Raw genomic sequence first — 18,843 nt, 5'->3', positions numbered from 1 at the left:
CCTCCGACGCCGAGGAAAGGCAAGCAGCATGTCCGAGACGACAACTCCGGCCACCGAACTGGCATCTCAGTACATCGCCCAGGTGACCGGCGACCTCGACGCGAACGTCAAGGAGCAGGAACGTGTCAGTGCGGAGATCGCGTCGCTGCAGGAGCAGCTTGCCGCCCTGCAGCGCGACCACGGCGTGCTGGTGAGCATGCACCAGGCTCTCGGCATCACCACGCACCCGACCGAGTCCGCCTCCGACTCCGCGGGTGCCGTGGTGCCCTCTCCTCGGCGGAAGAAGGGCGGTGCCGCGGCCGGCGGGAAGCAGAAGGCGCGCAAGTCCACCGCCGCGCCGGCGAAGCGGGCAGCCGGGAAGTCCGCGGCCAAGACGACAGGCAGCGCCAAGGCGGCAGCCACCAGCACAGCAGCGGGCACCGCCAAGGCGGCGGGCACCGCCAAGAAGGCAGGCACCGCCAAGTCCGCCGAGCCCACCCTCGTGGAGCTCATCCGGCGCCACCTCGCGGTGCAGAAGGAACCGCGCTCCGCTGCGGAGATCTCCACGGCGCTCGGCCAGGCCCACCCCCACCGCGACATCGCGGCCAAGGTCGTACGTGTGACGCTCGAGGGGCTCGTCGCCAAGAGTCAGGCGGAGCGTTCGAAGCAGGGCAGGTCCGTCTTCTACACCGCGCCCGCCGCACGGTCGGCCGCCGCGCCGGAAGCCGGGGCACAGACCGAGGACTCCGACAGCTGACGACGCGGGGACATGCCCGAACCCCGCCGGCTACGACGTACCGGGAAACCAGACCGCGAGCGCGGCCACCGGCAGCGCGGCCAGGGTGAGGAGCACGTCACCGTTGAACGTGTCGAAGCAGCCGTGCCACCGGCCGGTCATGCACGCCGGAGCGGACAGCATGAGCGGCCGCCGTACAACGAACACGGCGCCGGCCAGGGCGAGGATCGCCAGGACGAGGGGCACGATGCCGCGCGTGCGGCCGGGCGGTGAGGGCAGGGAGGTGTGGTGGGTCATGCCTCCATTGCATGCGCAGGGGCGATGCGGTGGCGTATGCGAGTTTCGATACGCCGGCGATACCCTGGACGAGGCGGAAGATGACTGACACGCTTCGATCGCGGCCGCACGGCGCTAGCGTGGGGCCCGTGATCGTATGGCTCAACGGCACCCATGGCGCGGGCAAGACGACGACCAGTGCATTGGTGCAGCAACTTATCCCGGATTCACGGGTGTTCGACGCCGAGAAGGTCGGCGAGACACTCATGGACATCAAGCCGGGGCTGCCTTCGACGAACAACTTCCAGCATTGGCCGCCCTGGCGGCCACTCGTGGTCGAGACCGCCCGCCGCGTCCTCGATTTCACCGGCGGCACGCTGGTGATGCCCATGACCGTCCTGGTCGAGCCGTACTGGCGCGAGATCAGCGCGGGCCTTGCCGAACATGCCATCGAGGTACGGCACTTCGTCCTCCACGCCGACCAGGTCACGCTCCGCCGGCGCATCGAAGGGGACAGCGTCATGGGCCCCTCCCCGTTCCGTCTCGAATACCTCGAGCCCTACGCCGAGGCCGCCCGCACATGGCTGCACGACGAGGCCGAGGTCATCGACACCACGCACCTCACGCCCGAGCAGGCCGCCCTGCGGATCGCAGAGTCCGTCACGAAGGGCTGAGCACCGGGGACTCCAGCTCGGCGCGGGTGACGTGTGGGTATCCGGACGCCCTTGGTCGCGGCCGTCAGAAACCGCGGCCGGGGCCGTCGGCCAAGGGGATGCGGGCGGTGACGCGTTTGCCCACCGCCTCCCGCCGCACGGCGAACTCCTCGGCCACGGCCTTCACGATCTCCAAGCCGTGCTGCCCGACCCTGCTGGGGTCGGCGGCCCGGGCCGCGGGCATGGTGGGGTCGCTGTCCCAGACGGCGATCTCCACGACGCGGGCGGTGACTCGCAGTTCCAGCAGGACGGGACCCGGAGCGTATTTGCGCGTGTTGGTGACGAGCTCGCTGACCACCAGCGCGGTGAGGTCCCTCGCTCGTGCGGAGACGGGCAGGTGCTGCTCGGCGCTCGCCCGGTCGAGGAACGCGGCGGCGTGACGGCGGGCGTCCGCGATACAGCTGTCGTCTCCGTCCAAGGCGTACCCGACACGCATGAGATGCTCGTCAGGCGTAGTACAGCCGTCACCGTCGGCATCAGGTTTCACTGGCCTCGCCCTCACTCCCCGTTCATGCGCGCCGGTACCCGTTTCGCTGCCCTACATGCCGGAAGGATGCTGTTCGGCTCAGCCGCGCGGGTGCATCCGGCCGGGGCGGTGGGGCACAATCGACTGCGCACATTCCGACCGGGCAAGCCTAAGCACAATCGAGGAGACGGTGTCCCAGCTCGAGGAAGCGGACCGGCCGGGCCGGCTCCACGCCGAACACCACATGACCGCAGGCGTCCGTGTCGTGACGCTGCGGGGCGAGATCGACCACGACGTCCGGGACGTGCTCAGCGAAGCCCTGCTGGTCGAGGACGGTACGGTCCCGCCGCGGATAGTCGCGGACCTCAGCGGTGTGACGTTCATGGACTCCAGCGGCATCAACATCTTCGTCGCCGCCCACCAGCAGGTGAGCCGGGCAGACGGCTGGGTGCGCATCGCCGGAGCCCAGGAAAGCGTCCTGCGCGTTCTCCAACTGGTCGGCGTCGACACCCTCATCCCCTGCCACCCCACGACGGAGCAGGCCCTGATCGCCTGATGCGTACGGGCCCCCACGGCTCGGTCCGCCGCGCACCAGACGGGTTCCGCCCGGCCGGCGCGCTGGTCGTGCAGCAGGCTTCGGGGCCGGGTCGGGGCCGCCGAGTTCAGAACCAGTGGAGGCCCCGGGCAGGTCGGGCACAGCCCGGTCCCGGTCCCGGTCCCGGTCCCGGTCCCGGTCAGGGCAGGATCTCGACGTACCCGTCGCTGCCGTGCACACGGATCCGCTGGCCGTCGCGGATCAGCCGGGTGGCCCGGTCGACGCCCACGACGGCCGGCAAGCCGTATTCGCGTGCGATCACCGCGCCGTGGGTCATGAGGCCGCCCACCTCGGTCACGAGCCCCGCGATCCCGACGAAGAGGGGTGACCAGCTGGGGTCCGTGTAGGCCGTGACCAGGATGTCGCCGGGCTTCAGATCGGCCTGCCCCATGTCGAGGATGACGCGGGCCCGCCCCTCGATGGTCCCGCCGGAAACCGGTAGGCCGATCAGGGCGCCGTCCGGCACGTCGTCGCGCCGGTACGCCCCGTTGACGGTCTCGCCCTCCGATGTGAGCACCCGGGACGGTGTGAGCGCCTGGTACGTCCGGAACGTCTCCTTGCGCTGCCGGACGAGCCCGTCGTCCACCCGGTGCGAGCGTACGGCGTCGTGCAGCTCCTGGAACGTGAGGTAGAAGATGTCCTCCTTCTCCGGGAGCACCTCGGCCCGCACGAGGCGTTCGGCCTCCGCCAGCAGGGCCTGCTTGTAGACGAAGTAGCGGCTGACGATGTCGTACTTCGGGTACTCCCGGTAGCCGATGAAGGTGCGGACCCGCTCGATCATCCGCTGTGTCTCATCGGCCTTGCTCTCCCCGTCGGGCAGGGCCCGCAGGCGGGTCAGCACGTCCTGCTGCTTCTTCCAGGCCTCCTGCCGGCCTTGCTCGAAGCGCCGCCGGGCGGCGCCGGGTTCGAAGTTCCTGACGTTGTCGAGGATCGCCGGCACAAGGGTGCTGGGGCTCTCGCGCCATCGGGGCCTGGTGATGTCGATCTCGCCGGCGCAGCGCATGCCGTAGCGGTCGAGGTATCCCTCGATGGCGTCGCGCGCCGTGGTCCCGCCCGCGTGTTTCGGCAGTTCGTCCAGGAAGTCGTCGTCCTCGACGCTCTGCAGGAACGCCACCACCTCCGGATGCGGGCGGATCACGTCCGCGACGTCGAGGAGCGCCAGGCCCATCTCCGACGTGACGTTGTCGGGGGCGGACAGGGTGAGCGTGTCAGCCGCGTTCTTCTCCCCCAGCCACTCGTGCAGCTTGTCGTTGAGCCACCACGTGGCCTCCATGCCCGCCATGATCGCCTGATGGTTGAGCGGATCGGTGAGGACTCGTTTGTGCTCCTGGAAGGCCTCCGTCAGGAAGTCGAACAGGGCGGGTCCGGTCTGCGCGGCGATGTCGCGCCGCAGTGCGGCGATGGACGCCTGGCTGCGCTCGATCAGCCCGCTGACCAGGGCCGGATCGGTCTCGATCGGTGCGGGCGCGCCGCCGGCCGGGGGTCCGCCGGGAGCCGGGTCCGGGAGCAGGGGGAGGAAGTCGTCGCGGTCGAGGACGGTCTCCAGCGCGTCCCTGGTCAGTGGATCGCCCCTCCCGACGAGGTCCAGGAGGCCGGCGCGGCCGGTGGGTGTGGAAAGGGCTCGCGTGGCGTCGACGAACAGCCTCCCGCCGGCCTCGGTCATCGGCGCCATGGCCGTCAGCTTCCACATGGACAGACCGAGGGGCTTCATGGCGTCGGTCATCATCTGCTGATGCCCGACGGAGACAAAGATGCGATTCCCCTGGCCGGCGGCGGCCTCGGGGATGGGGAACAGAGTCGTGATGGGCCGGCTCTGCACGATCTGGAAGTCGTCGTCGACCAGGCACCATTCGATGTCCTGAGGGCGGCCGAAGTGTTCCTCGATCCGCCGCCCGAGATGGACGAGCCGCACGACCTGCGCATCCGTCAGCGCGGGCTGCCCCTGCCGCCGCGCGTCGATCTCCACCTCCTGTGTACCGCCGGCCGGCAGGGCGTGGACGGCGCGCTGTTTCGCGGCGATCGTCTTCGCGACGACCTCGCCGTGCCGCACCTTGAAGACGTCCGGGTTCACCAGGCCTGAGACCAGGGCCTCGCCGAGACCGAAGCCGGCGTCCACGGTGGCGACCTTCCTGTTGCAGGTGACGGGGTCGGCCGTGAAGAGGATGCCCGACGCGTATGGAAAGACCATCCGCTGCACGACCACGGCCATGTCGACCGTACGGTGGTCGATGCCGTTGCGCTGACGGTACGTCACGGCCCGCTCGGTGAACTGCGAGGCCCAGCACCGGCTGATGTGCTGGAGGATCGCCGTCGGTCCCACGACGTTCAGATAGGTGTCCTGCTGGCCGGCGAAGGACGCCGTCGGCAGGTCCTCCGCCGTCGCGCTGGACCGGACGGCGCAGGGGGCCTGCTCGCCGACGCGGGAGAGCGCGCGGGTGATCGCCGACGCGAGATCGCCCGGGATGGGGATCCCTTCGATGGTCCGGCGCATCCGTGCGCTGAGCGTGCTGATCGCCTCCCGGTCCTCGGGGTTCACGCACAACAGCTGATCCAGCAGATCGCCGGCCGACGGCGCTTGCGCCATGATCTGCCGGAAGGCATGCGTCGTCACGCAGAATCCGCCCGGCACGCGGATTCCTTCGATCCGCGACAGCGCGCCCAGGTGCGCGCCCTTGCCGCCGACGAGCGCGAGCTGTGTCTCGTCCACCTCGTGAAGATCCAGCACGTACTGCTCGGTCATCGCGACACCTCCGCTTCTGCCGCGCCGCAGGTCCAGCACGTCCCGATCTCCGACACACGCACCTCGTGTCCCCGTTTCCGCAGGTTGTGGCTTCGGCCGATGATTCTGCGCCGAGACGGGGGCCTTGCCGCAAGGCCCCCGGTGCGCTATAAGTTGGGAGAGGCAAGGAGAGATCTCCTTGCCTTTTGTGCGTTCCGGAGCGCTGGAGCAGTCCGCGTGACCGGACCGCTGGACCGGGCTGCTGGAACCGAGCGGTGTCCGGCGCGGCGACTGTTGCGCTGCCAGTGACGTGGGCCTTGTATCGAGGAGCAAGGCGAGAAGGGCGCGGAGCGGTAGCGTTGGGAGCGGCGGTACGCCGAAGCGCAGGGGCAGTTGGCGGAGCTGCGGCACTCGGCGGGGGTGACCGCGCGCCGCGTCGCCCCCCACCAAAAACCGTGCCGCAACGAGAAGATGGGCTAAGGGCACCGGGCCGGCCCGGTCCAGAGCTCGTTCGCGTTCGCTCAACCGCCCGGTGTGGCCTTGGCTCCTTTAGCCACGCCTGGGCAACCGCCAGTTCGGGCGCGGGAAGTGGCAGGTGTAGCCGTCCGGGTAGCGCTGGAGGTAGTCCTGGTGCTCCGGCTCGGCGTCCCAGAACGGGCCCGCCGGCACCACCTCGGTCACCACCGGCCCCGGCCACAGGCCGGACGCTTCGACGTCGGCGATGGTGTCCTGCGCGACGCGGCGCTGCTCGTCGTCGAGGTAGAAGATGGCGGAGCGGTAGCTCAGGCCGATGTCGTTGCCCTGCCGGTTGCTCGTGGTCGGGTCGTGGATCTGGAAGAAGTACTCCAGGATCGCGCGATAGTCGGTCGCGGTCGGATCGAACACGATCTCGATCGACTCCGCGTGCCGGCCATGGTCACGGTAGGTGGGGTGGGGCTTGTCGTTGTCGCCGCTGTAGCCGACGCGGGTACGGATCACACCGGGGAGCGACCGGATCAACTCCTGCATGCCCCAGAAGCACCCGCCCGCCAGCAGCGCCCTCTCCTCGACATCGCTCATGGCGCATCACCTTTCTTGTCCGTATCGCCCCGCTGACCAGCCTCGCACATGCACTTCCCTTACGCCGTCACCGTCTCGACAGGTGACTGGCATCTCGACGGCGTCGATTCGAGAAGTGTTACGTCGCTGTAGCGCTTAGCCTCCATTTCACAACATCGCCGAGGCAGTGGACACCTCGGGCTGAGTCCCGCGCCGGCGGCGGGCGTCGTGGTCGGCACGCCGCCGCGTGGCCTCGGGACGTCCTGACGGGGGCCGGTGGCGCAGCGGCCGGAATTCGGCGGATGGCCGAGAATCCCGGGATGATCACGGGCGCCGGAGAGGCCTGCCGGATCCGATACGCGCCAATGTCCACTCCTCACGCCATGGAATCGGGCGACCACGTTCCGCCCGCACGACCGCTTCCGGCGCGCGCCGACTGCCTGGGCGAACGCGACCTCCGCCGCACCTCCATACTTTCGACACGCCTCGATCACGTCATGAACACTTCCAGCCGAGTGGCCGACGGCGCCTTCCCTTCGGGGCAGACGCTCCGCCCGGCCCCTGCCTAGCCTCCCAGGCCATGCGATCACCCCTGATGAGACGTGTCGGCCTCGGTGCCGTCCTCGCCCTCGCCCTCGCCGTGTTCGGCCTGGCCCCCGGCGCGAGTGCGGCGGACCCGGCGCCGGCGGAGCTGACCTTCGCCACCGACAGCGCGACCACCACGCCCGGCGGCTCGGTCAAGCTGTCGATGACCATCAAGAACAACAACACCTACGACGTCTGGTTCGTGTACCAGACGATCGAGCCGACCTGGCTGACCACCCAGCGCCCCGACCTGAAATACAGCTTCTCCGGGTGCGACCTGGCCACCGCCAACGGTCCCGCCCCGTGCACCGGCACCGGCCCGGCCAACCTCGGCGGCAACTACGGCACCACCATCCCGCCCGGTCAGAGCCGTACGGTCACCCTGACGCTGGACGTCGCCGCCGACTCCGGCTGCAACGGCAACATCGGCTTCTACTCGTACTTCTACGCCGAGTTCAGCGACTCCACGAACGTCAGTGGCGGCCCGGTGTACACGCCCGTGACGCGAGTGCTCTGTTCCTGACACTCCGTACGGAGCCGACGGCGGTGACCTGAAACCCTCCCTGCCCAGGCAGCCGCCCCGGTCTGGACCACTGGCACTCCGGCCGGCGGGCCCCACCGGCCCGCCGGTGCGCCGCTCAGGCCCCGGACCAGCATGCCGGGCCCCCGCACCCAACTGCTCCGACGTCCGGACGTGACCGGGAACGACTCATTTCGCTTTCGGAAGCGTCCTGTTCGACACCTGCGCTTTTCCGTCATGTTCCGCAACACGACCGCGAAATCTCCACACAGACCTCACTATGTGACCCGAACGGATGCGTGACGAACTGGCTTCTGAGGGGGACGCCGGCGGCACGCAAGGGGGTGCGTCCGCTCAGCGGAGCAGTACTCACCCCTGCCCGGGGAGGGGACCTCACCGCATGAAGCGGACCACACGCACCACCGTGCTCACGGTGGGCGCGCTCATCGCCGCTCTGGGCCTGCCGGCCGGCGCGGCACACGCCGACACCACGCCCCGCATCGATCTGCGGGTGCTGGTGGTGAGCGACGGCGGCCCGTCGACCGACGCCATCGCCGCCGAACTGGCCGCCGCGGGTACGCCGTACACCCGGATCGACCTCACGCAGTCCGGCCGGACCGTGATCGACGCCGACTTCCTCGCGGACACCGTGGACGGCAGGCCGCGCGCCAAGTTCCAGGCCGTGGTGCTGCCCAACGACAACCCGTTCCCGGCCGGCTCCTCCGAGATGGCGGCCCTGGCGGCGTACGAGCGGACGTACGACGTGCCCCAGGTCGACGCCTACACGTACGCGCGTCCCGAAGCCGGTCTGCAGTACCCGGTCCACGGCGGCTACTCCGGCAGCATCGACGGCAAGCGGGCGGAGGTTACCGCCGCAGGCAAGGCGGGCCCCTTCGGCTATCTCGACGGGGCGGTGCCCTTCGAGGACAACGACCCGGCGATCGGCGAGAGTTACGCCTACCTGTCGAAGCCCGTGGCGGGGGCCGACTTCACCCCGTATGTCGAGGCGGCGATCCCCGGGCAGTCGGGCAAGGGCACGCTGGTGGGCGAGTACCGGCACGACGGTAGGCGCGAGCTGGTCGTCACCTTCGTCTACAACCGGTACCAGCAGCAGTTCCGGCTCCTGGCCCGCGGCATCGTGGAGTGGATGACCGGCGGTGTGCACCTGGGCGCCTCGCGGAACTACTTCGCCGTCCACGTGGACGATGTGTTCGCGGCGGACGACCGGTGGAACAGCCGGCTCAACTGCACGCCCGGCGACGTCGACTGCACGGACCCGACGGCCACGCCCGACCCGATCCGGATGACTCCCTCCGACGTCGACCACGCCGTCGAGTGGCAGAACGGCAACCAGTTCACCCTCGACTTCGCCTACAACGGCGCCGGCAGCGTCGACCACCGCGAGGACAACAACGGCTCCGACCCGCTCGCCGACCGGCTGATCGCACGCCGGGGCGAGTTCCGGTGGATCAACCACACCTACTCGCACCCCTTCCTCGGCTGTGTTCAGGACACGACCGTGGTGCCCTGGACGTGCGCGACCGACGCCGACGGCAGCACCCGGTGGATGAGCCGCAACGACATCTCCGACGAGATCGCCATCAACCGGGTCTGGGGCGTGAGCGCCGGACTGCCGCTGGTGAACGGCGAGTTGGTCACCGGCGAGCACTCGGGCATGAAGGTCCTGCCGCAGCAGCCCGAGGACAACCCCAATCTGGCGCTCGCCCTGGGCGACAACGACATCGCCTGGCTCGGCTCCGACAACTCCCGCGAGCCCGGACAGCGCCGGGTCGGTCCGTCCACGACCGTGCCCCGCTACCCGATGAACGTCTTCTACAACGCCGGCCGGGCGGCCGAGCAGGTCGACGAGTACAACTGGATCTACACCAGCCGCGCCCAGGGAGGCAGCGGCATCTGCGAGGACAACCCGGCCACGACCACATGTCTGCCGGCGCCGCTGGACACCGCCACCGGCTACGCCGATCACATCGTGCCGCTGGAGACGCAGATCGCTCTCGGGCACGTCCTGGCCAACGACCCCAAGCCGCACTTCATCCACCAGTCGAACCTGGCCGAGGACCGCATCGCCTACCCCGTGCTCGACGGCGTCCTGGACGGCTACAAGGCACTGTTCTCCGAGAACACCCCCGTGGTGAACCTGCGGATGCGCGACATCGGCGCGGAACTCGGGCGCCGGGCGAAGTGGCAGGCCGCACTCGGGGCCGGAGAGATCACGGCCTACCGCATCGGTGGCACGGTGACCGTCGACGCACGGGACGGACTGGCGGTCACCGCGACCCTGCCCACCGGCACCACGCTGGCCGGTGCCGCGTTCGGCGAGGCCTACGCCGGGTCGGTGTCCGGCTGGACTCCCTCCACGGGCGCGCCGCTCGCCCTCACCCTGCCGGCCTCCGCCGTGGCTCCGGGCCCCGAGGCCGCCGCCGGGACCGCCCCCGCCACCAGGCCCGCACCGGACACCCGTGTCCCCGCGGGCGTCACCGACCCGGTGGGTCGCACCACGGACAGCTGAACGGCGCATCCGCGCACGACCTGAAGGTCCTGGCCGCCCGGCGGCGGCCGGGGCCTGCCCGAACCACCCCACACCTCGGCCGTGGAGCACATCGATGCCCGTTCCCCAGGGCGCGCGACGTACCGGAGCGACGCGCGTCACCCTGCTCACCGAAGGCACCTACCCGCACAGCCACGGAGGCGTCAGCGTCTGGTGCGACCAACTCGTCCAAGGCATGCCCGACCTGGCCTTCGACGTCATCGCCGTCACCGGCACCGGACGTGAGCCGGTCGTCTGGGACCTGCCCGCGCACGTCTCCCGTGTGCTGTCCGTCCCGATGTGGGGCGCCCCGCCCGAGGGCCGCCCGCCCCGGGGCCGGTCCCGCAACCAACTCGCCGCCGCCTACGAGCGGTTCCTGACCGCGCTGCTCGACCCGCGAGGCGAGGACGGGTTCGCGCCCGCCCTGTACGTGCTGGCACGGGCGGCGTCGGAGGGGACGCTGAGCCCCTTTCTGCGCGCGGACCGGGCGATCGCGATCCTCACCGCGCTGTGGAACCGCCCCGGTCTCGCCGTGCGCGAGGCGCGGCCGACCCTGCACGACGCGCTCACCGCGACCGCCCTGCTGGAACACGCCCTGCGCCCCCTGGCCGCCCCGGCCCCCGAGAGCGGGGTCGCGCACGCGGTGAGCGGCGGGGTCGCCGTCCTGCCGGGCCTGGTCGCCCTCGAACGGCACGGTGTTCCGCTGCTGCTGACCGAGCACGGCGTGTATCTGCGCGAGCGCTACCTCGGGTACCGCACCGCGCCCTACCGCTGGCCGGTGAAAGCCGTGATCCTCGGGTTCTTCCGGCTGCTCGCGCAGGAGAGCTACCGCCGGGCCGCCCTGATCACACCGGGCAACCGCTACAACCGGCTGTGGGAGGAGGAGGGCGGCGCCGACCCGGAGTCGATCCGCACGGTCTACAACGGCGTCGACCCCGCCGCGTTCCCGGCGGCGGGGCCCGAGCCGGACTCCCCCACCCTCAGCTGGGCCGGCCGCGTCGACCCCATCAAGGACCTGGAGACCCTCATCCGGGCCTTCGCCCTCGTCCGCGACCGGCTGCCGCTCGCGCGGCTCCGGCTGTTCGGCGGGACACCGCGGGGCGGAGAGGCCTACCGGGAGCGCTGTGAGGCGCTGGCCGCCGAGCTCGGGCACGCCGACGCCGTCACCTTCGAGGGGCGCGTCGACGACATCAGGGACGCCTACGGCGCCGGGAACGTCGTGATGCTCTCCAGCATCAGCGAGGGTTTCCCCTTCACCCTGATCGAGGCCATGTCCTGCGGCCGGGCCACCGTCTCCACCGACGTGGGCGGTGTCCGCGAGGCCGTCGGAGACACGGGGCTGGTGGTGCCCCCGCGCGATCCGGCGGCGATGGCCGCGGCGGCGCTGGAGCTGCTGGGGGACCCCGCGCGGCGCGGGGCGATGGGTGAGGCGGCACGGTTGCGGGTCATCGAGCAGTTCACCCTCCGGCAGACCATTGACACGTTTCGGTCCGTCTATCTGGAACTGGCCCACCCGGCACCGGAGTCGACGGCGGTCCTGCCGGCGTTCGGGATGTCCGCGCCGGTCGTCCACGGCACCGGAAGCCTCGTGCTGTGAGCGGGCCGATGTCCCTGGAACCCGGGGGCGCGGAGCAGGACACGCTGGCCATCCGGCTGGCCCGTCCCCGCCCGCCGCGCCGCCGGCCGCGCTGGGCCCTGGACGACACCACCCTCGCCATCCGGCTGCCCCGGCACGGCCCCGACGAGGAGGCGGTCAGCGAACTCGCCGCCGAACTCGCCGACCGCATCGGCCCCGCCGTCCACCCCTACGAGGTGGCGGCACTGCTGGAGGCGGAGGGACTGTCCGCCTCCCTGATCAACGAACGCTACGGCCACCCGAACCTGTTCTCCCTGGCCTCCGCCCTCTATGAGCGGGTGCCGCGCACCTTCCCCGAGCCCGCCCCCGCAGTCGACCCCTGGCGTCCCGACACCCTGCGCTGTCTGCTGCGGGGCGTGCTGTTCGCCCTGCCGGGGCTCGCCTACCTGCTGACCGCGCCGTTGTGGAACGCCGGCGGGTACGCGCCCGCCCTCGTCGTGGCCGGGCTCGTCTCCTGGGCGTGGGGGCAGGCGCTCGGCCACCGCGCGCACCTGCGGATGGCGACCGGACGCCGGGAGGCGGGCCGTACCCTCCTGGCCGGCGCGCCCGTGGGGGCGGTGGTGGCCACGGCGGTCGCCGCGCTGCCCGCCGACGGCGGAGCGGTGACGCTGGTGGCGGCCGCGCAGTCCGCGTATCTGGCGGCCGCCGGTGTCCTGCTGGTGCTGGGCCGCGAACGCCTGCTTCTGGCCGCGCTCAGCCCGCTGCTCGCGGGTGCGGCCGTCCTGCCGTGGTGGGAGCTGGACCCCGCACTGCGGGCCGGGCTGCCCTTGCTGGCGCTGCTCGCCACGCTCGGCGTCACCGGCTGGGTCCTGCGGGGCGCTCTCGCCGTGCCGGCCTCCACCGGCGCGCCCCGTCCGCGGCTGCTGTGGTCGCTGCCGTACGGCCTGTTCGGGCTGGCCGCGGGGGTGCTGGTGCTGCTGGAAGGGCGAGAGGAACCGTACGCGGTGATCGTGCTGACACTGAGCATGGGGCCGGCGGAGTGGCTGCTGTACCGCTACCGCGGACTGTCGGTCGCCGCGCTGCGCGCCACCGCCACGCCCGCCGGGTTCCTGCTGCGCTCGGCCGGTGTCCTCGGCCTCTGTCTGTTCGCCTATCTCGCGCCGCTGCTGCCCGCGGCCCTGCTCACCGGCTCCGACCCGGCCGCCCTGCTGCTCCTCGCGGCCGTCCTGTGGACCGCACTGCTGCTCCAGGCGTTCGGGGCGGCCTGGTCGTCGGCCGGGATCTGCCTCGCGGCGGCCGGCGCGGCCGGAGCAGTCGCCCTGTTCCGGCTGCCACCGGGCAACGCCCTGGCCCTGCCACTCGTCTGCGGCGCCGCCGCCCTGTGCCTGGCGGCGTGCGCGCTGTGGCTGCTCGGCCGGCCCGCACCGCACGCCTGAGCCCCACCCGCTCTCCACTCGCACCCCACCCAACCGAAGGGACACCGCAGTTGACCTCCGCACCGCTCGCCGCCGTCACCGGAGCCGAGGGCTTCATCGGCTCGCACCTCACCGAGGCACTGGTCGCCTCCGGCCACCGGGTCAGGGCCATGGCCCAGTACAACTCCTTCTCCTCCTACGGCTGGCTGGAGACCCTGCACCCGGACGTCCTGGACCAGGTGGAGATCGTCCTCGGCGACGTCCGTGACCCCGGCTCGGTCCGCGGCCTCCTCGACGGCGCCGACACCGCCTACCACCTGGCCGCCCTGATCGCGATCCCGTACTCCTACCAGGCCCCGCACAGCTACGTGGACACCAACGTCACCGGCACCCTCAACGTGCTGGAGGCCGTGCGCGCACTCGGCACGCCCCGGCTGGTGCACACCTCCACCAGCGAGACGTACGGCACCGCGCAGACCGTGCCCATCACCGAGGACCACCCCATCAACACCCAGTCGCCGTACGCCGCTTCGAAGGCGGGCGGGGACCGGCTGGCCGACAGCTACCACGCCAGTTTCGACACCCCGGTGGTCACGTTGCGGCCCTTCAACACCTTCGGGCCGCGCCAGTCGATGCGCGCGGTCATCCCCACCGTCATCGGGCAGGTCGCGGCGGGGGAACGCACCATCACCCTCGGCGACCTGCGTCCCACCCGGGACTTCACCTTCGTCAAGGACACCGCGCAGGCCTTCCTCGCCGTCGGCACCGCGCCCGCCGGGCAGGTCGTCGGCCGTACCTTCAACGCCGGGACCGGCGGGGAGATCTCGGTCGGCGACCTGGTCGCGCTGATCGGCAAGGTGATGGACACCGCCCTCGACGTCCGAGAGGACACCGCCCGCATCCGTCCCGCGAACTCCGAGGTGATGCGGCTGGTCGCGGCCGCGAGCCGGCTCGCGGCGGCCACCGGCTGGCAGCCCGCGCACACCCTGGAGGAAGGCCTGGCGGCCACCGTGGAGTTCTTCCGCGACCCGGCCAACCTCGCCCGCTACAAGACCGGCATCTACAACATCTGACCCCGCACAGCGCAACTCGTCCGTCACGTCCGCGCACGTCCACGAAGCGTTCACGAAGGAGGAGCCCCATGCACGCAGTGATCCTGGCGGGAGGCAAGGGCGTCCGGCTGCGCCCGTACACCACCGCGCTGCCCAAGCCGCTCGTGCCCATCGGCGACCAGCACGCGATCCTGGAGATCGTGCTGCGCCAGTTGTCCACGGCCGGCTTCACCAGCTGCACCATCGCCATCGGCCACCTCGGCGAGATCATCCGCGCCTACGTCGGCGACGGCTCCCAGTGGGGCCTGGCCGTCGACTACGCCACCGAGGAGAGCCCGCTGGGCACCATGGGCCCGCTGCTCAATCTGCGCGACCGCCTGCCCGAGACGTTCCTTGTGATGAACGGCGACGTCCTCACCGACCTCGACTACGCCGACGTCCTGCACCGGCACCGCGCGTCCGGGGCCCCGCTGACCATCGCGACGTACGCCCGCAAGGTGCACATCGACTTCGGGGTGCTGACCACCGACTCCAGCAAGGTCGTCGCGTTCACCGAGAAGCCGAGCGTGGACTACCGCGTCTCCATGGGCGTCTACGGCCTGTCCCGCACCACCCTCGACGGCTACACGCCCGGACTCCCGCTCGGCTTCGACGAGTTGGTGCTCGACCTGCTCAAGACCGACAACCAGCCGCACGCCTACGAGTTCGACGGGTACTGGCTGGACATCGGCCGCCCGGACGACTACGACCGGGCCAATGCCGAGTTCACCACCCGCAAGTCGCTTCTGCTCAAGGGAGCCTGAGCACGTCATGCGCATTCTCGTCCTGGGTTCCACCGGCTATCTCGGCGCTCACGTCGCGCAGCGGCTGCGTGCTCTGCCGGGCGCGCGGGTCCTCGTCGGCGGCCGGTCACCGGCCGCCGATGTCGACGCCGATCTCGCCCGCGTTCGCCCGGAGCGGCTGGCGAAGGCCCTCGCGTCGGCGGCGCCCGACACCGTCGTCAACTGCGCGGGCGCAACCGGCGGCGACGCCGTCACCCTCGCCGAGGTCAACGCGCGTGGTCCCGCGGCGCTGTGCGCGGCTCTGCGCGAGGCGGCCCCCGCGGCCCGTCTGGTGCATCTGGGCTCGGCCGCCGAGTACGGCCCGGGCACGCCGGACATGCCGGTGCCGGAGTCGGCCGCCACCCGCCCGGTCGGCCCCTACGGTGCGACGAAGCTCGCGGGTACGGTCGCGGTGACCGCCTCCGGCCTGGACGCGGTGGTGCTGCGGGTGGGCAATCCGGTGGGGCCCGGAGCACCGTCCACCGGGCTGCCCGGCCGGATCGCCGCGCTGCTGCGCGAGGCCGGGCCCGACCCGGAGGCGGTGCTGCGACTCGGCGACCTGTCCGCCCACCGCGACTTCGTCGACGTGCGCGACGTGGCACGGGCGGTGGTCCTCGCGGCCACGGCTCCGGGCCCGCTGCCGCCCGTCCTCAACGTCGGCGGGGGCAGGGCCGTCCCGGTGCGCGACCTGGTGGGGGGCCTGGCCGGTCTGGCCGGCTTCCGGGGCCGGATCGAGGAGGGCGCGGCGAGTCCGGCCGGTTCGGCCCGCTCCGCGCAGGTGTCGTGGCAGTGTTCGGACATCTCCGCCGCCGAGGAGGCCCTGGGCTGGCGTCCGGCCCACTCCCTCGACGACGCGCTGGCCGCTCTGTGGGAAGGCGGCGGTACGCCGTGAGCCTGCTGATCCCGCTGTACGTCCATCCGGCCGAGGACCCGGGCGCCTGGCACCGCCTGATCACCGCGGCGACCCGCACCTACGGTGTCGTTCTCAACCCGGCGAGCGGTCCGGGCGAGGTCCCCGACCCGGCGTTCACCGCGGCGGCCGGTGCGCTGCGCGCCGCGGGGGCGCGGCTGCTGGGCTATGTCGACACCGACTACGGGGTGCGTGACCCAGCGGAGATCACCGAGGACGTGCGGCGGCACCGCGACTGGTACGCGGCGGACGGTTGCTTCCTGGACCGGGTGACGGCGACGGCGGACGGGCTGGCGGCCTGCCGACGGCTGGTGCGGACGCTGCGCCGGCTGGGCGTGGGGACGGTCGTCCTCAACCCCGGGGTCCATCCCGCGCCGGGATACGCCCGCCTCGCCGACCTGACCGTCACCTTCGAGGGGCACTGGTCGACGTACGTCTCCGCCTTCAGCCGGCCGGCATGGACCGCACGACACCCGGCCGGGCGGCTGTGCCACCTCGTGTACGGCGTGCCCGAGGCGCTCGTTCCGCTGGCCGTTCGCACGGCGCACGAGCGCGGGGCGGCGGTCTGCGGTCCGGTGACGGGTGAACCACCCAACCCCTGGGCCGAGTTGACGCCCGCTCTCGCCGGGGCCGGCCGATGAGCGGGCGCGCCCTTGCCCGTGCGGCCCTGCTGTCCGCGCTGACGGCCGCGGCGCTGACGGGCTGCTCCGGCAGCGCCGAGCCACCCCGCGACGCGCACGGCGGGGCGCACGATACGGCGTCGCCCTCGCGGTCCGTGTGGCAGCCCCGTCCGGGTCTCGCCTGGCAGTGGCAGCTGGACGGCAGGGTCGACGCGTCGGCCGACGTGCCGGTCTACGACATCGACGGTTTCGAGAACTCCGCCGCTGACGTGGCCCGGCTGCACCGCGCGGGGAGGAAGGTCATCTGCTACGTCAACGTGGGAGCGTGGGAGGACTTCCGGCCGGACCGGAGCGCCTTCCCCCGTGCGGTTCTCGGCGAGCCCAACGGGTGGTCGGGCGAGCGGTGGCTGGACATCCGGCAGTTGTCCGTCCTGCGACCGATCATGGAACGCCGCTTCGACATGTGCCGCGACAAGGGCTTCGACGCGGTGGAGCCCGATCTGGTGGAGGGCTACGGCAACGACACCGGCTTTCCGCTCACCGCGAGTGACCAGCTCAGGTACAACCGCATGATCGCGGACATCGCCCACGAGCGGGGGCTGTCGGTGGGGCTGAAGAACGACCTTCCCCAGATCCCCGAGCTCGTGGGCCATTTCGACTTCGCGGTCAACGAGGAGTGCGCCCAGTACGACGAGTGCGGCGAGCTCTCCCCGTTCATCGCCGCGGGCAAGGCGGTGTTCCACGTGGAGTACGAGGAGCCGCGGAGCAGCTTCTGTGCCGAGTCCCGCCGGCTGAGGCTGTCGTCGATGCGCAAGGAGCCGGAACTCGGGGTGTGGCGGAGCCCTTGCTGACCACGCGGGTGCCATGGCTACCGGGGCGGCCGACGACCGAACAGACCCCGAGGGCTCCCTTCCGGTGCGTACGGGAAGGGAGCCCTCAGGGTCTGTTGGGGGGTATTCGGAGGCGTCTGCCTGCGCCGGGTCAGGCGTGCCGGTGCGAGCGTCGGTTGCCGGCGACGACGCGGTACAGGGCGAGCAGGATAAGGGAGCCGACGATCGCGGCGATCCACGTGGAGAGCTCGAAGAACCCGTCGATGGAGTCCACACCGAAGATGACCTTGCCGAGCCAACCGCCGAGCAGTCCCCCGACGATGCCGATGAGCATGGTGATGATGATGCCGCCCGGGTCCTTGCCCGGCATCAGCGCCTTGGCGATCGCGCCGGCGAGGAGCCCGATGATGATCCAAGCAATGATGCCCATGGTGTGTCTCCGCTTCGTCGCATAAGGATTCTGTTAAGTCATCGGGTGCGCCGATCCCGCCCGCCCAAACGTCTCCGTCCGATATCGGCTCTGCAGCCTTGTTCCGTACGCTGACGACATGCGCATGCGCCCGACCCTGAGCTGGACCCCTGCCGGGGACCTGCCGCCGGCGACCACGGATCTGGAGCCGGTCACCGACGCGCTGCGCACCGGCGGAGTGCTGGTGCTCAGCGGAGCGGGCATCTCCACGGAATCGGGCATCCCCGACTACCGGGGCGAGGGCGGGAGCCTGAGCCGGCACACGCCGATGACCTACCAGGACTTCACCGCCGACGCCCGGGCCCGGCGACGGTACTGGGCCCGCAGCCACCTCGGTTGGCGCACCTTCGGCCGGGCCCGGCCCAACGCCGGCCACCAGGCCGTGGCGGCCTTCGGGCGGCACGGTCTGCTCTCGGGTGTCATCACCCAGAACGTGGACGGCCTGCACCAGGCCGCCGGCAGTGAGGACGTCGTGGAGCTCCACGGGACCCTGACCCGGGTCCGCTGCCTCTCCTGCGGGGCCGTCAGCCCGCGTCACGAACTCGCGCTGCGACTGGAGGAGGCCAACCCGGCGTTCGAACCCGTGGCCGCCGGAATCAACCCGGACGGGGACGCCGACCTCACGGACGACCAGGTCGGGGGCTTCCGCATGGTGGCCTGCGTGGCCTGCGGCGGCACACTCAAACCGGACGTCGTGTTCTTCGGCGAAACCGTTCCGCCGCAGCGGGTGGCGCACTGCCGTGAGCTGGTCCGCGCGGCGACCTCGGTGCTGGTCCTCGGCTCGTCGCTGACGGTGATGTCCGGGCTTCGGTTCGTCCGCCAGGCGGTGCAGGAAGGCAAGCCGGTGCTGATCGTCAACCGGGATCAGACCCGGGGCGATCAGCACGCCCTCACCAGGGTTTCCCTGCCGCTGGGCACGGCCCTCGGCACCGTCGCACACCGGCTGGGCATCGCCTGACCAGCATCCCGTCCAGC

At 71.5% G+C, this 18,843-nt stretch carries 18 protein-coding genes; 13 read left to right on the top strand and 5 right to left on the bottom strand.

Features of this window, described 5'->3' with window-relative positions:
• Positions 1-28 precede the first annotated feature (28 nt).
• Positions 29-736, top strand: a complete 708-nt coding sequence (locus IGS69_RS33625) for a hypothetical protein (protein WP_190904218.1) — start codon at positions 29-31, stop codon at positions 734-736.
• A 30-nt stretch (positions 737-766) separates the two neighbouring features.
• Here IGS69_RS33625 and IGS69_RS33620 read toward each other — a convergent pair whose 3' ends face one another.
• Positions 767-1,012 carry a hypothetical protein gene (locus tag IGS69_RS33620; RefSeq protein WP_190904217.1) on the bottom strand — a complete coding sequence of 82 codons (246 nt, stop codon included), beginning with the start codon at positions 1,010-1,012 and terminating at the stop codon, positions 767-769.
• A gap of 128 nt (positions 1,013-1,140) precedes the next feature.
• Between IGS69_RS33620 and IGS69_RS33615 the strand changes: the two genes are divergently transcribed.
• Positions 1,141-1,665: a P-loop NTPase family protein gene (locus tag IGS69_RS33615; protein WP_190904216.1), complete on the top strand. Its 525-nt coding sequence runs from the start codon at positions 1,141-1,143 to the stop codon at positions 1,663-1,665.
• Between the two features lie 64 nt (positions 1,666-1,729).
• Here the strand turns inward: IGS69_RS33615 and IGS69_RS33610 are convergent, their stop codons facing one another.
• Positions 1,730-2,140 carry an ATP-binding protein gene (locus IGS69_RS33610; protein WP_190904215.1) on the bottom strand — a complete coding sequence of 137 codons (411 nt, stop codon included), beginning with the start codon at positions 2,138-2,140 and terminating at the stop codon, positions 1,730-1,732.
• Between the two features lie 220 nt (positions 2,141-2,360).
• Between IGS69_RS33610 and IGS69_RS33605 the strand changes: the two genes are divergently transcribed.
• Positions 2,361-2,726, top strand: coding sequence for an STAS domain-containing protein (locus tag IGS69_RS33605; protein ID WP_232543712.1), 366 nt, complete (start codon positions 2,361-2,363; stop codon positions 2,724-2,726).
• Between the two features lie 178 nt (positions 2,727-2,904).
• On the opposite strand, the gene rph is transcribed toward IGS69_RS33605, so the two are convergent.
• Positions 2,905-5,505 (bottom strand): rifamycin-inactivating phosphotransferase, encoded by a 2,601-nt coding sequence (gene rph, locus IGS69_RS33600; protein ID WP_190904213.1) that lies wholly within the window; start codon positions 5,503-5,505, stop codon positions 2,905-2,907.
• A 528-nt stretch (positions 5,506-6,033) separates the two neighbouring features.
• The gene (gene msrA, locus IGS69_RS33595; protein ID WP_190904212.1) at positions 6,034-6,543 is read right to left on the bottom strand and encodes a peptide-methionine (S)-S-oxide reductase MsrA; all 510 of its coding nucleotides are present in this window, start codon (positions 6,541-6,543) and stop codon (positions 6,034-6,036) included.
• Positions 6,544-7,117: 574 nt separating this feature from the next.
• Here msrA and IGS69_RS33590 point away from each other — a divergent pair.
• The 9 genes from IGS69_RS33590 to IGS69_RS33550 all read left to right on the top strand — a co-directional run bounded on the left by IGS69_RS33590 (position 7,118) and on the right by IGS69_RS33550 (position 17,420).
• Positions 7,118-7,630: a hypothetical protein gene (locus IGS69_RS33590; protein ID WP_232543711.1), complete on the top strand. Its 513-nt coding sequence runs from the start codon at positions 7,118-7,120 to the stop codon at positions 7,628-7,630.
• A 397-nt stretch (positions 7,631-8,027) separates the two neighbouring features.
• The gene (locus IGS69_RS33585) at positions 8,028-10,157 is read left to right on the top strand and encodes a hypothetical protein (protein WP_190904210.1); all 2,130 of its coding nucleotides are present in this window, start codon (positions 8,028-8,030) and stop codon (positions 10,155-10,157) included.
• Positions 10,158-10,251: 94 nt separating this feature from the next.
• Positions 10,252-11,772 carry a GT4 family glycosyltransferase PelF gene (gene pelF / locus IGS69_RS33580; RefSeq protein ID WP_190904209.1) on the top strand — a complete coding sequence of 507 codons (1,521 nt, stop codon included), beginning with the start codon at positions 10,252-10,254 and terminating at the stop codon, positions 11,770-11,772.
• Entirely contained in the window at positions 11,769-13,187 is a 1,419-nt protein-coding gene (locus tag IGS69_RS33575; protein ID WP_190904208.1) for a hypothetical protein, read from the top strand. The genes pelF and IGS69_RS33575 overlap by 4 nt, the downstream gene beginning before the upstream one ends.
• Positions 13,188-13,237: 50 nt before the next feature.
• Positions 13,238-14,239, top strand: coding sequence for a GDP-mannose 4,6-dehydratase (locus IGS69_RS33570; protein WP_190904207.1), 1,002 nt, complete (start codon positions 13,238-13,240; stop codon positions 14,237-14,239).
• Positions 14,240-14,307: 68 nt separating this feature from the next.
• On the top strand, positions 14,308-15,021 hold the full coding sequence (locus tag IGS69_RS33565; RefSeq protein ID WP_190904206.1) for a nucleotidyltransferase family protein: 714 nt from the start codon (positions 14,308-14,310) through the stop codon (positions 15,019-15,021).
• Positions 15,022-15,028: 7 nt separating this feature from the next.
• Complete coding sequence (locus IGS69_RS33560; protein WP_190904205.1) at positions 15,029-15,931, top strand: NAD-dependent epimerase/dehydratase family protein; 903 nt, start codon at positions 15,029-15,031, stop codon at positions 15,929-15,931.
• On the top strand, positions 15,928-16,590 hold the full coding sequence (locus IGS69_RS33555; protein WP_190904204.1) for a spherulation-specific family 4 protein: 663 nt from the start codon (positions 15,928-15,930) through the stop codon (positions 16,588-16,590). The genes IGS69_RS33560 and IGS69_RS33555 overlap by 4 nt, the downstream gene beginning before the upstream one ends.
• Positions 16,587-17,420, top strand: a complete 834-nt coding sequence (locus tag IGS69_RS33550) for an endo alpha-1,4 polygalactosaminidase (protein WP_190904203.1) — start codon at positions 16,587-16,589, stop codon at positions 17,418-17,420. Before IGS69_RS33555 ends, IGS69_RS33550 begins: the two co-directional genes overlap by 4 nt.
• Positions 17,421-17,550: 130 nt before the next feature.
• Here the strand turns inward: IGS69_RS33550 and IGS69_RS33545 are convergent, their stop codons facing one another.
• Entirely contained in the window at positions 17,551-17,829 is a 279-nt protein-coding gene (locus IGS69_RS33545) for a GlsB/YeaQ/YmgE family stress response membrane protein (RefSeq protein WP_190904202.1), read from the bottom strand.
• A gap of 118 nt (positions 17,830-17,947) precedes the next feature.
• On the opposite strand from IGS69_RS33545, the gene IGS69_RS33540 reads away from it, so the two are divergent.
• Positions 17,948-18,826, top strand: a complete 879-nt coding sequence (locus tag IGS69_RS33540; RefSeq protein WP_190904201.1) for an NAD-dependent protein deacetylase — start codon at positions 17,948-17,950, stop codon at positions 18,824-18,826.
• Positions 18,827-18,843 lie beyond the last annotated feature (17 nt).

It is taken from the genome of Streptomyces tuirus (assembly GCF_014701095.1).
Classification (GTDB): domain Bacteria; phylum Actinomycetota; class Actinomycetes; order Streptomycetales; family Streptomycetaceae; genus Streptomyces; species Streptomyces tuirus.
The sequence above is the reverse complement of the archived record's forward strand: the minus strand, read 5'-3'. Positions and strand labels throughout refer to the sequence as shown.

Excerpts from the sequence above, each read along its gene's own strand:
- IGS69_RS33610 (WP_190904215.1), bottom strand. The coding sequence starts at position 2,140 with ATGCGTGTCGGGTACGCCTTGGACGGAGACGACAGCTGTATCGCGGAC.
- rph (WP_190904213.1), bottom strand. The coding sequence starts at position 5,505 with ATGACCGAGCAGTACGTGCTGGATCTTCACGAGGTGGACGAGACACAG.
- IGS69_RS33545 (WP_190904202.1), bottom strand. The coding sequence starts at position 17,829 with ATGGGCATCATTGCTTGGATCATCATCGGGCTCCTCGCCGGCGCGATC.
- IGS69_RS33560 (WP_190904205.1), top strand. The coding sequence starts at position 15,029 with ATGCGCATTCTCGTCCTGGGTTCCACCGGCTATCTCGGCGCTCACGTC.
- IGS69_RS33540 (WP_190904201.1), top strand. The coding sequence starts at position 17,948 with ATGCGCATGCGCCCGACCCTGAGCTGGACCCCTGCCGGGGACCTGCCG.
- IGS69_RS33590 (WP_232543711.1), top strand. The coding sequence starts at position 7,118 with ATGAGACGTGTCGGCCTCGGTGCCGTCCTCGCCCTCGCCCTCGCCGTG.
- IGS69_RS33565 (WP_190904206.1), top strand. The coding sequence starts at position 14,308 with ATGCACGCAGTGATCCTGGCGGGAGGCAAGGGCGTCCGGCTGCGCCCG.
- IGS69_RS33620 (WP_190904217.1), bottom strand. The coding sequence starts at position 1,012 with ATGACCCACCACACCTCCCTGCCCTCACCGCCCGGCCGCACGCGCGGC.
- IGS69_RS33550 (WP_190904203.1), top strand. The coding sequence starts at position 16,587 with ATGAGCGGGCGCGCCCTTGCCCGTGCGGCCCTGCTGTCCGCGCTGACG.
- pelF (WP_190904209.1), top strand. The coding sequence starts at position 10,252 with ATGCCCGTTCCCCAGGGCGCGCGACGTACCGGAGCGACGCGCGTCACC.
- IGS69_RS33585 (WP_190904210.1), top strand. The coding sequence starts at position 8,028 with ATGAAGCGGACCACACGCACCACCGTGCTCACGGTGGGCGCGCTCATC.
- IGS69_RS33625 (WP_190904218.1), top strand. The coding sequence starts at position 29 with ATGTCCGAGACGACAACTCCGGCCACCGAACTGGCATCTCAGTACATC.
- msrA (WP_190904212.1), bottom strand. The coding sequence starts at position 6,543 with ATGAGCGATGTCGAGGAGAGGGCGCTGCTGGCGGGCGGGTGCTTCTGG.